General features: G+C 65.8%; 17 protein-coding genes. 9 read left to right on the top strand and 8 right to left on the bottom strand.

Going from position 1 to position 14,624, the window contains the following annotated elements:
- Positions 1-102 precede the first annotated feature (102 nt).
- Positions 103-201 carry a 30S ribosomal protein bS22 gene (locus NNX37_RS02925; RefSeq protein WP_003792170.1) on the top strand — a complete coding sequence of 33 codons (99 nt, stop codon included), beginning with the start codon at positions 103-105 and terminating at the stop codon, positions 199-201.
- A gap of 124 nt (positions 202-325) precedes the next feature.
- Here NNX37_RS02925 and NNX37_RS02920 read toward each other — a convergent pair whose 3' ends face one another.
- Complete coding sequence (locus tag NNX37_RS02920) at positions 326-1,138, bottom strand: HAD family hydrolase (RefSeq protein WP_255790767.1); 813 nt, start codon at positions 1,136-1,138, stop codon at positions 326-328.
- Positions 1,139-1,204: 66 nt separating this feature from the next.
- On the opposite strand from NNX37_RS02920, the gene NNX37_RS02915 reads away from it, so the two are divergent.
- A complete protein-coding gene (locus NNX37_RS02915) occupies positions 1,205-1,456 on the top strand; it encodes a glutaredoxin family protein (RefSeq protein ID WP_255790764.1) in 252 nt (83 codons plus the stop codon).
- Positions 1,456-2,214, top strand: a complete 759-nt coding sequence (locus tag NNX37_RS02910; protein ID WP_255790763.1) for a redox-sensing transcriptional repressor Rex — start codon at positions 1,456-1,458, stop codon at positions 2,212-2,214. Before NNX37_RS02915 ends, NNX37_RS02910 begins: the two co-directional genes overlap by 1 nt.
- Here the strand turns inward: NNX37_RS02910 and NNX37_RS02905 are convergent.
- The 3 genes from NNX37_RS02905 to NNX37_RS02895 form a co-directional block, all read right to left on the bottom strand.
- Positions 2,211-3,863, bottom strand: coding sequence for a hypothetical protein (locus tag NNX37_RS02905; RefSeq protein WP_255790762.1), 1,653 nt, complete (start codon positions 3,861-3,863; stop codon positions 2,211-2,213). The genes NNX37_RS02910 and NNX37_RS02905 overlap by 4 nt on opposite strands.
- A gap of 178 nt (positions 3,864-4,041) precedes the next feature.
- The gene (locus NNX37_RS02900; protein WP_255790761.1) at positions 4,042-4,761 is read right to left on the bottom strand and encodes a hypothetical protein; all 720 of its coding nucleotides are present in this window, start codon (positions 4,759-4,761) and stop codon (positions 4,042-4,044) included.
- A 205-nt stretch (positions 4,762-4,966) separates the two neighbouring features.
- Entirely contained in the window at positions 4,967-5,506 is a 540-nt protein-coding gene (locus NNX37_RS02895; protein ID WP_255790760.1) for a YceI family protein, read from the bottom strand.
- A 159-nt stretch (positions 5,507-5,665) separates the two neighbouring features.
- On the opposite strand from NNX37_RS02895, the gene NNX37_RS02890 reads away from it, so the two are divergent.
- The 5 genes from NNX37_RS02890 (at position 5,666) to ccsB (ending at position 10,637) form a co-directional block, all read left to right on the top strand.
- The gene (locus NNX37_RS02890) at positions 5,666-6,328 is read left to right on the top strand and encodes a histidine phosphatase family protein (RefSeq protein ID WP_255790759.1); all 663 of its coding nucleotides are present in this window, start codon (positions 5,666-5,668) and stop codon (positions 6,326-6,328) included.
- A 59-nt stretch (positions 6,329-6,387) separates the two neighbouring features.
- A complete protein-coding gene (locus tag NNX37_RS02885) occupies positions 6,388-7,023 on the top strand; it encodes a TlpA family protein disulfide reductase (RefSeq protein WP_407079908.1) in 636 nt (211 codons plus the stop codon).
- A gap of 5 nt (positions 7,024-7,028) precedes the next feature.
- Complete coding sequence (locus tag NNX37_RS02880; protein ID WP_255790758.1) at positions 7,029-7,826, top strand: cytochrome c biogenesis CcdA family protein; 798 nt, start codon at positions 7,029-7,031, stop codon at positions 7,824-7,826.
- A gap of 61 nt (positions 7,827-7,887) precedes the next feature.
- Complete coding sequence (gene resB / locus NNX37_RS02875) at positions 7,888-9,609, top strand: cytochrome c biogenesis protein ResB (protein ID WP_407079907.1); 1,722 nt, start codon at positions 7,888-7,890, stop codon at positions 9,607-9,609.
- On the top strand, positions 9,609-10,637 hold the full coding sequence (ccsB, locus tag NNX37_RS02870; protein ID WP_255790756.1) for a c-type cytochrome biogenesis protein CcsB: 1,029 nt from the start codon (positions 9,609-9,611) through the stop codon (positions 10,635-10,637). The genes resB and ccsB overlap by 1 nt, the downstream gene beginning before the upstream one ends.
- A 136-nt stretch (positions 10,638-10,773) precedes the next feature.
- Here the strand turns inward: ccsB and NNX37_RS02865 are convergent, their stop codons facing one another.
- Positions 10,774-11,154 carry a PLD nuclease N-terminal domain-containing protein gene (locus NNX37_RS02865; RefSeq protein ID WP_255790755.1) on the bottom strand — a complete coding sequence of 127 codons (381 nt, stop codon included), beginning with the start codon at positions 11,152-11,154 and terminating at the stop codon, positions 10,774-10,776.
- 84 nt (positions 11,155-11,238) lie between these two features.
- Here NNX37_RS02865 and NNX37_RS02860 point away from each other — a divergent pair, with 84 nt between their 5' ends.
- On the top strand, positions 11,239-11,544 hold the full coding sequence (locus NNX37_RS02860) for a DUF4229 domain-containing protein (protein ID WP_255790754.1): 306 nt from the start codon (positions 11,239-11,241) through the stop codon (positions 11,542-11,544).
- A gap of 32 nt (positions 11,545-11,576) precedes the next feature.
- Here the strand turns inward: NNX37_RS02860 and NNX37_RS02855 are convergent, their stop codons facing one another.
- From NNX37_RS02855 to NNX37_RS02845, 3 genes are read right to left on the bottom strand one after another with little or no spacing between them, the layout of a single operon-like run.
- On the bottom strand, positions 11,577-12,461 hold the full coding sequence (locus tag NNX37_RS02855) for a 1,4-dihydroxy-2-naphthoate polyprenyltransferase (protein WP_255790753.1): 885 nt from the start codon (positions 12,459-12,461) through the stop codon (positions 11,577-11,579).
- Positions 12,462-12,510: 49 nt separating this feature from the next.
- On the bottom strand, positions 12,511-13,647 hold the full coding sequence (locus tag NNX37_RS02850; protein WP_255790752.1) for an AMP-binding protein: 1,137 nt from the start codon (positions 13,645-13,647) through the stop codon (positions 12,511-12,513).
- Positions 13,648-13,654: 7 nt separating this feature from the next.
- Entirely contained in the window at positions 13,655-14,608 is a 954-nt protein-coding gene (locus NNX37_RS02845; protein WP_255790751.1) for a 1,4-dihydroxy-2-naphthoyl-CoA synthase, read from the bottom strand.
- Between the last annotated feature and the right edge of the window lie 16 nt (positions 14,609-14,624).

Genomic DNA, 14,624 nt, shown 5'->3' with positions numbered 1-14,624 from the left:
GGAACGTTTTAATCGTCGCCAGTAACTACCGGCATTTAGCCCCTGCGCCCACGGCAGCAGGGGATGGAGGCCGGTGACTCCTAATAAGTTTGTGAGGACTCTGTGGGTTCAGTAATCAAGAAGCGCCGCAAGCGTATGGCCAAGAAGAAGCACCGCAAGCTGCTTCGCAAGACCCGTCACCAGCGTCGCAATAAGAAGTAGACCCTTCTCAGCGACCGCTGTAACGGTTCCGCGGCTGCAAATGCAGTCTCGGATCCGCTACGGCAGAGCCCGCCAGTCCTCACGGATAGGCGGGCTCCGGTTTTTAACGCGTGATGCGTAACGGTCAGCGGTCCCGGACCCAGGAGAATCCCCGCCACAGGCCGTAGCCGGCCCCTGCGACGGTGGCCGACTTCAGGCCCAGCGTCGCCGCCCTGCGGCCGGAGCGGAAGTCATACACGGGCCAGTTGCGGTCGCGGGCATGACGGCGAAGACGGGCATCCGGATTGATCGCCACCGGATGCCCCACCATGCTCAGCATCGGAACGTCGTTGTAGGAATCGCTGTACGCCCAGCAGCTCTGCAGGTCCAGGCCTTCCTTTTCCGCCAGCGCCCGGACGCCGGCCGCCTTGGCCGGTCCGTGGAGGAATTCGCCGACCAGGCGTCCGGTGTACATGCCGTCGGTGACCTCGCTGACGGTGCCGAGGGCGCCGGTGAGGTTGAGCCGGCTGGCGATGACGGAGGCAACTTCAATGGGAGTTCCAGTCACCAGCCAGACGGGCCGGCCGGATTCCATGTGCTGCTGGGTCAGCGCCCGCGTGCCGGGCCAGATCTTGGACACGATCATCTCGTCGTAGACTTCTTCGCCGAGCGTGCGGACATCCTCCGAGGAGAGTCCGGTGGCGAAAGCCAGTGCAGCATCCCGGACGGAGTGGACGTCTTTGAGGTTTTCCCCCTGCAGCATGAATCTCAGCTGCTTGCTCGCGAATCCGGCCGCTTCACGAATCGTGAAGACTTTTCGCTGGTACATTTTCCGGCCCACGTGGAACAGGCTCGCGCCCCGCATCAGCGTATTGTCGACGTCGAAAAAGGCGGCCTCGCCGGGTTTGCCCGCAGCATGAGTAGTTCCGGTGGCTCGGACTACAGTGGCTCGGGGCATGGTTCGAGTCTACGCAAAACCCGTACCGGGCGCGGTAATAGGACGATATGGGGCTATTTTGGAGGTATGAGCGAATCCGCCGGACCGCAAGTCGTCCTCCTTACCCGACCGGGATGCCACCTGTGTGAAGATGCCAGGCTGGTGCTCAAGCGCGTGGGGGAGGACCTTGGTGTTGCGTGGCAGGAACGCAGTGCCGAAGACGAACCGGAACTGGCCGCACGCTTCGGCGAGGAGATCCCTGTGCTGTTTATCGACGGAGTCCAGCGGGACTTCTGGACAATCGACGAATCACGGCTGCGGCGTCTGCTGGGAGCGTAATGGTACCCGACGAGATCCGTTCAAAGCCCACGGAGCTGGAGCGGGAAACCGAGAACGGCGAATCACCTGCCGGAACCCCGGCGGCAGGTGCCGCTGCCCAGCGGCATATACCGCCGGCGTCGTTGGCCCGCCTGCCCATATACCTCCGTGCGCTGACCGCCATGCTCAGTGACGGCAGAGAGCGGGTGTCCTCGGAGGAGCTTGCCGAAGCCGCCGGCGTGAATTCGCCCAAACTCCGGAAGGACCTGTCCTACCTGGGGTCGTACGGGACCCGGGGGGTGGGGTATGACGTCCTGTATCTCAGCGGACAGATTTCCGCCGCGCTTGGCCTGACCTTGAACTGGCGGGTGGCCATAGTCGGTGCAGGCAACCTGGGCCGGGCGCTGGCAGGCTATCCCGGTTTCGGCTCCCGGGGCTTCGAGGTGGTGGCACTGTTGGACGCCGACCCGATGGTGATCGGCCAGGAGGTGGGCTGGCTGAGGATCAGCCCGGCGGACTCGCTGGAGGATGTACTGGCAAAGACGAGGGCGAACATGGCTGTGCTCTCGGTGCCTGCCGAGGTGGCCCAGGACCTATGCGACCGACTCGTGGAGTGTGGCATAACCAGCATCCTGAACTTTGCCCCCGTGGTGCTCCAGGCGCCGGAGGATGTCCAGATCCGCAAGGTGGACATGGCAACCGAACTCCAGATCCTGGCGTACCACGCACAGCGTGCCCAGGCGTCGCAGATTGCCGCCCGGGCACGCCTGGCTCGCTAGGACCGATCTGCCCGGAGCAGCTCGGCCGGGATCTGATCCGTCTGGAAAGGCTCGTCCGGGACCGGCTCGTCCGGGACCGGTTCGCTTTCGTAGGTCCGCCGGCGGAACCACGGCGCTGCTCCCTTGGTAAAGGTGATGCCGGCTCCTGCCGCGGCGAGGGCTGCAGCCGCTGCCTGGGTCCCCGTTCCCGCATTGAGCGCATAGAAGAGGGCTGCTCCCGCAAGCAGTGCCGAGACGATCCGCGCCCAGCGGCGCTTGTCCCGGAGGGTAACCGCAAGCAGTAGTGCAATTCCGAGGATCACCAGGGCATACGCGATCTCGATGGCGGCGATGGTCCTGGCATAGTGGGTGCCGGTGACTCCGTATCGTTCGAGGAGCACCAGCATCGGCGGCAGCGACTCGGGTACGGCCATGCGGGAAACCGTAGAGAGAGTGCCGCCAAGATTGACCAGCCCGGAACCTGCGATCAAGGCACAAGCGGCAGCTATGGCAGGAACGGGATTGCCGGTGTTTGCCGGCAGATGACGCTGGACAGCGCGGACCAGCATAGTGGCGGCGCGTGCACTGATACGAACAGTAAATGCAATGATGCGGGCGACAGTGCGAACTACGACCCATACGAAGTGTGCCGTGCTGCGGGCCGCGATGAATACGGCGTGCGCGGTGGCTTGGGCGGAGACTGAAACGGCGTGGGCTGTGGTGCGGGTTCCGACGGCGGTGGCGTGCGCGGTCGTTTGGGCGGAGATGACGACGGCGTGGGCTGTGGTGCGGGTCCCGACGGCGGTGGCGTGTGCGGTGGCCTGGGCGGAGATAACGACGGCGTGCGCCACGGTCCGCGCAGCTTTCGATACGGCGTGCGCGACAGCTTGAGCGGAAACTGAAACGGCGTGCGCTGTGGTGCGGGCTGCGACGGCGGTGGCGTGTGCGGTGGCCTGGGCGGAGATAACGACGGCGTGCGCCACGGTCCGCGCAGCTTTCGATACGGCGTGTGCGGCGGCCTGGATCCAACTCCAGACGGTGCGGGTCGCTGTGCGGACCCAGTTGGTAACCCTGTTGGCTCCGGCATGAGCTGCGGCGGAGGTTGTGCGGGCTCCGGCCTGGACCCCTAGCGAGACGGCGTGCGCCCCGCTGCGTACCCGAACAGCGCCGGTGTGTGCTGCCGCTGTCGTCGCGGAAGCTCCGGCCTGGACCTGCAGCGAGACGGCATGCGCCCCGGATTGGACGTGATCGGACGTACGGTGAGCGAGACTGCGGACCCAGACATAGGTGCCCAGCGCCCCTGCACGGACCCAGGCGAAGACGCCGCGTGCCCCGCTGCCCAGCCAGGCGAAGGCACCTCGCAGTCCTGTCCCCAGCCAGGCGAAGGCACCTCGCAGTCCTGTCCCCAGCCAGGCGAAGGCACCTCGCAGCCCCGTCTGAAGCCAAAGGTAGGCGGCATGCCTGCTGCTGTCCGGCCCGGCGCCGGTAGCAGGCGCGCTGGCTTCGTCTGAACCGCCGGATGCTGTAGTACTCCCGGATATTGCCGGGGGATACGCCGGCGGTTCGGGAATCAAAATGCCGGCATTGCCCGGAGCACCGGCTGATGGGTGCAGATAGCGCAGCGGCAGACGCTTCTTCTGGTGTGGCGGGTTGGGAAGCAGTGCGGCCATGGTCCTCCCCTTCACGGCGGAACGGCATCCTCCGGCGCGCCCTGCGGAAGCAACCCATCGCCGGAAGAGAACACAACGCTACGCGGGCAAGACCGGCCTGTGACCCCTACTCCGCAGAACCCGGCCCGGCAGGGGAGAAGTCCCGGCGGATACCGCCGGGACTTCTCAGTAGGCCTGCTTAGTAGGGGTACAGCGGAGCCTTGCGGAAGTACGGATTGGACGGCTGCAGGTACAGCATCACAATGCCCGCAATTCCCAGCAGGCTGGAAGCCAGCGAGATCAGGCTCAGCGGTGAGGTGAAGTAGGCGCCGAGCATAGTGAAGATGCCAATCAGCGAGAAGGCGGCAAACACGGTGCCGAGGATACGCGCCCAGTTCTTGCCCCGCCGGACAAAGAGCGCGATCAGTACGTAGATTCCGAAGCTGATCAGGGCTACGACAATGCCGAAGGCAATAAGGAAGGTGGTCACGCTCCGTTCATCCAATCCGGCGTCGTTGAATGTCTGCTGCTCCTGGGACGTCAGCAGGGAGGGAAGGCTGAACGACGTGATCACGTTGTTGATAAGGCTCAACACACCTGCCGCGATGATCAGCCACGAACCGGTGACGACCTCGCGCGGAGGGGCGCCCTTTGCAGGGTTGACGGGCGGCGTCGGATATCCGTATCCGGAGCCAGAGGCCTGGCCGGAGGTGTAGGGGCCTGGAGCGTACTGGCCGTACTGGGGGACCGGTCGAGGCGCGGGATCAGCAGGGCCGCCGGGAGCCCCGGAACCACCGGGAGCCCCGGAACCTCCGGGAGCCCCGGAACCTCCGGGAGCCCCGGGGCCGCCGGGCACCGGGGGATTATTCGGGTAATTCGGGTCGCGGCCTGGCTCGGGAGTGTTCTCTGGTGTACTCATGTCCGCCTGCCTGCTGGTTGGTGGCTTGAAGAGGCTGGACGGGTGTGCCGTCGGCAGGAAATGGCCGGGGGCGCCCCCCGCAGCCAAGTAACCAGCGTAGCGCCGCAGGCTTCGGAGGGTGAGGGGTCCCGGAAAGATGGCTGCAAAAATACAGCCCCGGACCGAGAGGTCCGGGGCTGCCCTGTGGGGGGGAATGGGGAGGTTGCTAGGCAGCTACGAAGGCTGCGTCAACGTTGATGGTGACCTTGTCGCCTACCAGCACGCCGCCGGTTTCCAGCGCGGCGTTCCACGTCAGGCCGAAGTCCTTGCGGCTGATCACGGTGCTGGCGGAGAAGCCGGAGCGGGTGGCGCCGAAGGGGTCCACGGCCACACCGTTGAACTCGGCATCCATGACTACCGAGCGGGTGATGCCCTTGATCGTCAGGTCGCCGGTGACCTTGAAATCGGAGTCGGAGCCCTCGATGCCGGTGGAGGTGAAGGTCAGTTCCGGGAACTGCTCGACGTCGAAGAAGTCTGCGCCCTTGACATGGCCATCACGGTTCGCATCGTTGGAGTTGAAGGAATCAGCGGCAATTACGGCCGTGACCGTGGTTTCCGCCAGGGTTTCGCCGACTGTGAGGGTAGCCTCAACCTTGTCGAAGTTGCCGCGGACCTTGCTGATGCCGGCATGGCGGACGGTGAAGCCGACTTCGCTGTGGGAGGCGTCGAAATTCCAGGTTCCGGTGGTGAGGCCGCTGGGGATCATGGAGAGCTCCTTATGGTTGCTGTGCCGGCGGGAGGATCCCGGGCGGCATATTCATGCATTTGCATACAGTGTTGCACGGTTTGGTTAAAGGTTCAAGTGAAATGTGCGGCGAGATCCAATGATTTAGCCGCTGGCCCCAACTCTGCGAAACTGGGACACATGTCCCGCTCATCCATACACCTCGTGCGCCACGGTGAAGTCTTCAATCCCGACAAGGTTCTGTACGGCCGCCTCCCGGAGTTCCATCTGTCGGACCTGGGACGCCAGATGGCGGACCGGGTTGCGGAGCACTTCGTCGAACAACGCAGTCAGGGTGCCAATCTCGTCTACCTGGTCGCGTCTCCGCTGACCCGTGCCCAGGAAACGGCGGCGCCGCTGGCAGCTGCACTGAACCTCGAAATCGTCACTGATGAGCGGATCCTCGAAGCGGAGAACCGCTTTGAAGGTATGTCCCGCATCAAGAGCCAGCTGCGAAATCCGCGGTACTGGCCGCTCCTGCGCAATCCCATGCGTCCGTCCTGGGGTGAGCCGTATGCCAAGCAGGTGGCCCGCGTGATGTCCGCCGTCGACGACGCACGACTGCGCGCCGTGGAACTTGGCGGAGACAACGCCGAAGCTGTTCTGGTCAGCCACCAGCTGCCCATCTGGGTCACCCGGCTGGCAGCTGAGGGTAAAAAGCTCTGGCACGATCCCCGCCAGCGCGAGTGCACCCTCACCTCCGTCACCACCCTGGAGTTCGACGGCGCCGTGCTCACCGGCGTGCGCTACGCAGAGCCGAGCGAGGACCTCCTCCCCGGTGCAGCGAATGTTCCGGGAGCATAATAGAATTACTACGCGTTGTAGAAGTGGCTTCTCCCTGCCGCGATGAAAGCTGGAAATCCTTGAAGAACCGCCCACGCCCTGCTGAACCGGAGTCCTTAGGCCGCCGCTCCTTCCTCCGGCTCGGTGCCGGACTGGCCCTCGCCGTCCCCTTTGCCGCAACCGCTGCCGGCTGCTCCACGGATGACCCGCTGGCCGAGCAGGCAAACGCAGGAGACAACAAGAACTACATTGCCGGAGACGGCTCGGTGACCGAATACGATCCCTCCGAGCGCGGCGAAGCCGTGCAGCTCACGGGAACCCTGTTCGACGGCACCGAGGTGGCATCGTCCGACTGGGCCGGCGACGTCGTCGTGCTCAATTTCTGGTACGCCGCGTGCGCTCCCTGCCGGAAGGAAGCCCCGGACCTGGTGGAGCTGCATGATGACTTTGCCGGCGACGGCGCGCGCTTCTACGGCGTGAACATCCGGGACGAGAAGGCAACCGCCGAAGCGTTCGAACGGAACTTCAACATTCCGTACCCGAGCTTCCGGGACAAGGACGGCGGCGTGCTGCTGGCCATGACCAACTTCGTTCCGCCGTCGGCCGTACCCACAACCCTCGTGCTGGACAGGCAGGGCCGCGTGGCTGCCCGAATCCTCGGGCTGGCGGACAAAGGCACCTTGAAGGCCCTCATCACCGACGCGCTGGCAGCGTAGGGACAGTGTCCTTCCTCCCCGCCGTCGTGGCCCCGGTGGCCGAGTCCACTGCCAATACGTTTGCCGACACCGTGCTCAACGGCTCCGTGCTGCTGGCCATCCCGGTGGCGGCCCTGGCCGGGCTCGTATCCTTCCTTTCCCCCTGTGTGCTGCCCCTGGTGCCGGGCTACCTCGGTTACGTCACGGGACTGACCGGTGTTGACCTGCAGAAGCAGCGCCGGGGCCGGATGTTCGCGGGTATCGGCCTGTTCGTGCTGGGGTTCTCCGTGGTCTTCGTTGCGCTCGGCGCCGGAATCGGGCAGCTGGGCGCATGGCTGAAAGGTTCCGAACAGGCCTGGATCTCGCAGGCCCTCGGCCTCGTCGTGATCCTGCTCGGCATCGTTTTTATGGGCGGCATGAGCTGGTTCCAGCGGGACCGCAAGATCGAAGCCAAGCCTCCGGCCGGACTGTGGGGTGCCCCGGTGCTGGGCATCACCTTCGGCCTGGGCTGGGCGCCGTGCATCGGCCCCACACTCTCCGCCGTCCAACTGCTTTCCTTTTCCGGCAGCGACGCCAGCGCCGCCAAGGGCGCACTGCTGACCTTCGTGTACTGCCTCGGGCTGGGGCTGCCGTTCCTGCTCATCGCCATCGGGTTCCGCCGGGGAATGGGTGCCCTGGGCATCTTCCGCCGCCATCGGCTGGCACTGCAGCGTTTCGGCGGAGGCATGCTGATTGCCCTCGGCCTGCTGATGGTCAGCGGAGTCTGGAACCTGTGGATCAACCAGCTCCAAGGTTGGTTGGGTAACGTGACCCTGCCGATCTGATGCCGAAACCAGTGAAGAACACACGACCAATGAGAAAACTTTGACCCCGGAACCGGATGACGTGACAGACAAAGCAACTAAGCCCCGCCCGTCCAACCCCCGCCCCGCCAAGGGACGCCGGGACGACGTTGCGCTGCCCGCTCTGGGGCTGCTTGGCACGCTGCGCTGGGCCTGGAACCAGCTGACCAGCATGAAGACGGCGCTGTTCCTGCTGCTGCTGCTCGCCGTCGCCGCCGTGCCGGGATCACTGTTTCCGCAGCGCCCCGCCGATCCCTCGGTGGTGACGCAGTACCTCAAGGACAATCCCGAAACAGGACCGTGGCTGGACCGCTTCCAGCTCTTCGACGTGTACTCGTCCGTCTGGTTCTCGGCCATCTACCTGCTGCTGTTCATCTCACTGATCGGCTGCGTTATTCCCCGGGCAAAGGCGCACTACAAGGCCATGCGCTCCAAGCCGCCGCGCACGCCGAGCCGCCTTTCCCGGATGCCCGAATACGGCACGCTGGCAGTTCCGGCACACGCGTCGCTGAGCCCGGCGGACGCCGTGCGGGACGCCGCGAAGATCCTGCGCCGCCGCGGCTACCGTGTGGATATCAGGGATGTGGACAGTGACCGCCCCTCCGTCGGCGCCGAGCGCGGGTTCGCCAAGGAACTGGGCAACCTGGTCTTCCACACCAGCCTTATCGGTGTCCTGGCCTGCGTGGCCCTGGGCGGGCTGTTCGGCTACAGCGGGCAGAAGATCGTGGTGGAGGGGGAGTCCTTCGTCAACACCCTGGTCAGCTATGACACCTTCACTCCCGGCTCCAACTTCTCCGAAAGCCAGCTGAGCCCGTACTCGCTGACACTGGATAAATTCGACATTGAATTCGACCGCGAATCCGAAACCCACTACGGCCAGCCCCTGGACTTCACCGCCAATGTGACGGTGAAGGAAGACCCGGACGCCGAGCCGGAGGAACAGGTCCTGAAGGTCAACTCACCCCTGACCCTGGGCGGCACCCGGGTGTACCTGGTCGGCAACGGCTACGCCCCGGTAGTGACCGTGCGCGACGGCGAGGGCAACGTCGCCCTGGAAGGCCCGGTTGTAGCGGTGCCCACCGATGCCATGTACACCTCCCTCGCCGTGATCAAGGCGCCGGACGCCAAGCCCGACCAGCTGGGGTTCGTCGGATTCTTCCTGCCCACCGCCATGATCGACGACGCCGGGGTCAGCTACTCCGGTGATCCCGATCCGATCAACCCCCAGCTGAACCTCAACTCCTACTTCGGAGACCTGGGGCTGGACGAAGGCGTGCCCTCCAACGTCTATGTGCTGGAGACCGAAGACCTGACGCCGCTGAACAACCGCGACCTCGACGCCGGCGGCATTGTCCTGGGTGCCAACGAGACCTACGAACTGCCGGACGGCAAGGGCTCAATCACCTTCGACGGCCTCAAGCGGTACGCCGCACTGGACATCCACTACGACCCGGCGAAAACCGGTGTCCTCGTGTTTGCGGTGCTTGCCCTCTCCGGCCTCGCGGCGTCGCTGTTCCTGGCGCGCCGGCGGGTCTGGGTCCGGGCAGGCCAGCATCCGGACGGCCGGGTCATGGTTGAATACGGGCTCCTGGCCCGGGGCGAAGATCCCCGGCTCACCAGTGAAGCCGCTGCCCTCCGCGGGCTGTTTGCCGCGAAGTGGTTGGCACCTCAGGACCCGCAGGCACACAATGTTGGGCGGGTCAGCGTACCCGCAAACGCATCGGCGGACAGCAGCGCCGCAGAAGAACCACGTAAGGACCGGTAATGCCCTCCATCGATTACACCCTCGCCAGTTACAGCGAGCTCTTTATGCTGCTGGCGGCCTTTGCCTACACGATTGCCTTCCTGGCCTTCTCGTGGGACCTCGCCAAGAGCAGCAAAACCATCCGTGCGGTGGAGAGCCGGCTCGAAGAAAAGACCGCCGTACGGGAAACCGTCCCCGCCGGAGCCGGCAACGGCTCGGCCCGGGACTGGGACGCGGACGGCAGCCGGGAAGCACAGACCGCCGACAGCGCCATGGGCTACACGGGTCCGCGCCGCAACGCAGCACGGGTGGGTGTGGCCCTGACCGTGCTCGCCGCCGCTATCCACGCGGCGGGCGTCATCACCCGCGGCATGGCCGCCCACCGGGTTCCGTGGGGCAACATGTACGAGTTCTGCACCACCGGCGCCCTCGTTGTCGCCGTGGTGTTCCTGCTGGTGCTGACCCGCCGCGACCTCCGGTTCCTCGGCACCGTGGTGCTCGGCCTGGTGCTGGTTATGATGATGGCCGCCACCATCGGGTTCCCGACGCCGGTGGCCCACCTGGTTCCCGCGCTCCAGAGCTACTGGCTGATCATCCACGTCTCCGTGGCCGTGATCGCCTCGGCACTGTTCACCCTGACGTTCGCCATGTCCGTGCTGCAGCTCCTGCAGGCGGACCGGGAGACCCGGATCCGCTCCGGCCGCAAGGAACGGCTGCCGTTCATGCGCATCGTGCCCTCTGCACAGAGCCTGGAGAACCTGTCCTACCGGATCAACGCCGTGGCGTTCGTGCTGTGGACCTTCACCCTCATGGCCGGAGCAATCTGGGCCGAACAGGCCTGGGGCCGGTACTGGGGCTGGGACACCAAGGAAGTGTGGACCTTCGTCATCTGGGTGGTCTACGCCGGCTACCTGCACGCCCGTGCCACCCGCGGCTGGACGGGCACCCGTTCCGCCTGGCTTTCGATCGTCGGCTACCTCTGCGTGGTCTTCAACTTCACGATCGTAAACATGTTCTTCTCCGGTCTGCACAGCTACTCCGGCGTCTAAACCGCGGGGCAGAGCCGCCCGCAGCAGTACAAAGAAAAGACCCGTTCCGGAACCATCCGGAACGGGTCTTTTTACGGGCTGATCGGCTGCAGAGGCGGTGCGCCGGAAGCGGCAAGGCCCGCCGTTGAACAGGCCCCTACGTACCGGGCTTGTCGTCGTCGTTCTGTGTGCCGCGGCCTTCCTTCGCCCGCAGCTCGGCCTCACGGGCCCGCAGTTCGGCTTCCTTCTGTTCCTGGCGGCGCCGGATCTCCAGGTTGCGCAGGAACTCGGGATCGTCGTCGGGGGCCGATGGGCGCCGCGGCTCACGCGGGCCGGAACCTCCGTTGGAACCGCCGGAGGGGCGGCCGAACAGGAACCAGAGGAGCGCGCCCAGGACCGGAATCAGGATGATGGTGAACAGCCAGGACACTTTGGAGATGCTGCGCACCTCATCGGCGCGGGACATGATGCAGTCGATGACGGCGTAAATGATCACAGCAGCGACGATGATGACGCCGAACAAGACTAGACGGGGCATACGGACATTGTAGTGGAGCCCGCCACCGGCGGCGCCGGATGAACCGAAGGAACGCTCAGGACGCAGAGCGCCTAGAATGAAGGCGTGGCTTTCTGGAAATTTACTGCTCTCCGCCTGGGTTTGGTGGCCGTCTTCTTTGTGATCTGCATGCTGCTGCAGCTGGGGGTCCTGCTCTCGGCGCTTGCCGCCGCAGTTCTGGCCTGGTGCGTGACCTACCTCTTTGCCCGCGATATGCGGGACGAAGCAGCCCGTACCGTGCAGCGGCGCTTCACTGAGGAACGCGCACCCAAGCGCAACCGCGGCGAACTGGACGATTCGGCGGCCGAGGACACCCTGGTGGCCGAAAACCCGGACGTCCGGATCGACAACGACCGCCGCCGCGAGGCGTAGAGCGTCCGCGGGGCTTAGCCCGCCGGCGGAAGCTAGGCCAGCAGCCGCGTGATGACGAGCCCGGCGCCGTAGAGCACGCTGAAGCCGAGGTTGATCAATCCGGTGTGTTTCAGGACCGGGATCAGGCTGGAGCCCTTCTTGCCGGTGAGCATCAGCCCGCAGGGCAGGATGCACGCCGGAATGAGCAGCAGCACCAGCAGGATCCACGGGTAGCTGCCCGCGATGAAGAGCGGCAGCAGCAGCGCCAGGGCCAGCATCATCACGTAGCTGATCCGTGCTCCGCCGTCACCCAGCCGTACCGCGAGGGTCCGTTTTCCGGCCACCCGGTCTGTGGGAATATCGCGGACGTTGTTGGCCATCAGCAGGGCCATGGCGATTAGGCCGGTACCGACGGCGCCGAGCACCGCGGCCGTGTTGATTTCCAGCGCCTGCGTGTAGGTGGTGCCCAGTGTGGCCACCAGCCCGAAGAAGATAAAGACGAACACATCGCCCAGCCCCCGGTAGCCGTAGGGGTTCTTGCCTCCGGTGTACCCCCAGGCGGCCGCGACGCAGCCCACACCCACGAGGATCAGGAACGGCGTACCGGCCAGGAGCACCAGGGCCACTCCGGCCAGCATGGCCGCGGCGAAGCAGCCGAACGCCGCGTACTTGACCTGTTTCGGGGACGCCAGCCGGGCGCCGGTCAGCCGCAGCGGGCCCACCCGGTTGTCGTCGGTACCGCGGATGCCGTCGGAATAGTCATTGGCGTAGTTCACGCCTATCTGCAGCAGCACGGCGATCAGGGCCGCCAGGACGGCCCGGACGGGGTGGAAGTCCCCGAGATCGTAGGCGGCGGCGGATCCGATGATGACCGGCGCGATCGCCATCGGCAGCGTCCTGGGGCGGGCGCCTTCTAACCATTGGGCGGCTGTAGCCACGGTGTTGTTCCTTAGTTCTTGAGTTGAGACAGGTGGGGAAAACTGCGGTTCAGTGCTGCGCCGCGGCAAGCAGCCGCAGCAGGGTCATCCGGTCCGCCTTGCCGTTGGGCAGCAGGGGCAGGGATTCAAGCAGGAGGACCACCTTCGGGACCGCGGCGGCGCCGAGCCTGGAGCGGACGGCGTTGCGGACCAGTTCCGGATCCACGCTGCCGACGACGGCGGCGCCCACACGGGAGCCCCACTCGGCGTCGTCCAGGCCCAGCACAAACGCCTGTTCGACGCCGTCCACCGTCTCCACGGCTTCGGCCACGGCCTGCGCGGAGATCTTGATCCCGCCGCTGACAATAACGTCGTCCAGCCGGCCGGAGACGGTGACCTTGCCGGCCTCGTCCACTGTGCCGGTGTCATCCGTGCGGAACCAGCGGCGGCCGGAGTTGAACCGGAAACGGTCCTCGGTCAGGTCCGGCCGGCCCATGTACCCGTCCGAAAGGACGTCACCGGCAATCCAGAGGCGCCCCTCCCATCGGATGACGTCGACGCCGGGCAGCGGCACGCCGTCGTAAACGCACCCGCCGCACGTTTCGCTCATTCCGTAGGTGGTCACGATGTTCAGCCCGTAGCCTCGGGCCTTTTCCAGCAGGGGAGCGCCGGCCGGCGCGCCGCCGAGCAGGATGGCATTGAACCGGCGCAGCACGCGCAGGGTTTCCGGCGCCGGATCCTGCAGCAGGCGGTGGAGCTGGGTGGGTACCAGCGAGGTGAAGCGGTTACGGTCCGTCATGTCCTCCGCGGCCCGGGTGAAGACCTCGGCACTGAACGGCACGGACAGGTCCATGAAGACCGGCTGCGTCCCCGCATACAGGGAGCGGACCAGGACCTGGATGCCGGCAATGTAGTTGACCGGCAGGGCAGCCAGCCACTGGCCGTCGGCCTTCAGAGCCATGGCGGTGGCCATCGAGGATGCCGCCAGCGCGTCCGTGCTGAGCATGGTCTGCTTCGGGGTGCCTGTAGAGCCGGAGGTGCTGACCACCAGGGCAATGTCGTCATTGGGCAGTTCACCGGTGAAGGTCTGGGCCGGATCGGTGTGCGGTGCCACCGCGGGGCCTTCCCCGGCCAGCGCGTCGGCCAGCGGGGAGAGCAGCATGCCGGCGTCGAAGCCGGGGGTAATCAGGACTGGGAGCAGTTCCAAGGAGGTCCTAAAAGTAGTAGGGGAACGAGGACCAGTCCGGGTCGCGTTTGGCCAGGAATGCCTCCTTGCCCTCCACAGCCTCGTCCGTCATGTAGGCGAGCCGCGTCGCTTCGCCCGCAAAGACCTGCTGCCCGGCCAGGCCGTCGTCGGCCAGGTTGAACGCGAACTTGAGCATGCGGATCGCCTGCGGCGACTGCCGGGCAATGTCCGCGGCGTATTCCAGGGCGACCTTCTCCAGGTCTTGGTGGTCCACTGCTTCGTTGACGGCGCCCATGGCCACCATGTCCTCGGCGGAGTACTCCCGGGCCAGGAAGAAGATCTCGCGGGCCTTCTTCTGGCCGATCTGCCGGGCCAGCAGCGCCGAGCCGTAGCCGGCGTCGAAACTGCCCACGGTTGCATCGGTCTGCTTGAACTTGCCGTGCTGGCGCGAGGCGATGGTCAGGTCCGAGACCACGTGCAGGCTGTGCCCGCCGCCGGCGGCCCAGCCGTTGACGACGGCGATGACCACCTTGGGCATGGTGCGCATCAGGCGCTGCACCTCCAGGATGTGCAGCCGGCCGGCGCGTGCCGGGTCGATGGTTTCCTTTGTCTCACCCTCGGCGTACCGGTACCCGTCCCGGCCGCGGATCCGCTGGTCCCCGCCGGAGCAGAACGAGTGGCCGCCGTCCTTGGGGGAGGGGCCGTTGCCGGTGAGCAGCACGGTGGCAACATCGGGTGTCATTCGGGCGTGGTCCATGGCCCGGTACAGTTCGTCGACGGTACCGGGGCGGAAGGCGTTGCGGACTTCCGGACGGTTGAACGCGATGCGCACGGTCGGCAGATCACGGACGACGCCGCCGTCGGCGTCGCGCTCCACCTGGCGGTGGTACGTCATGTCCTGCAGGTCCTCGAACCCGGAAACGAGACGCCACTGCTGCGGGTCGAAGATATCGGACACCTGTGTTGGAAGTTCTGTGCTCACAAACCGAGTTTATCGC

The organism is Arthrobacter zhaoxinii (assembly GCF_024385505.1).
Classification (GTDB): Bacteria; Actinomycetota; Actinomycetes; order Actinomycetales; family Micrococcaceae; genus Arthrobacter_B; species Arthrobacter_B zhaoxinii.
This window is presented reverse-complemented; position numbering and strand designations above follow the sequence as displayed.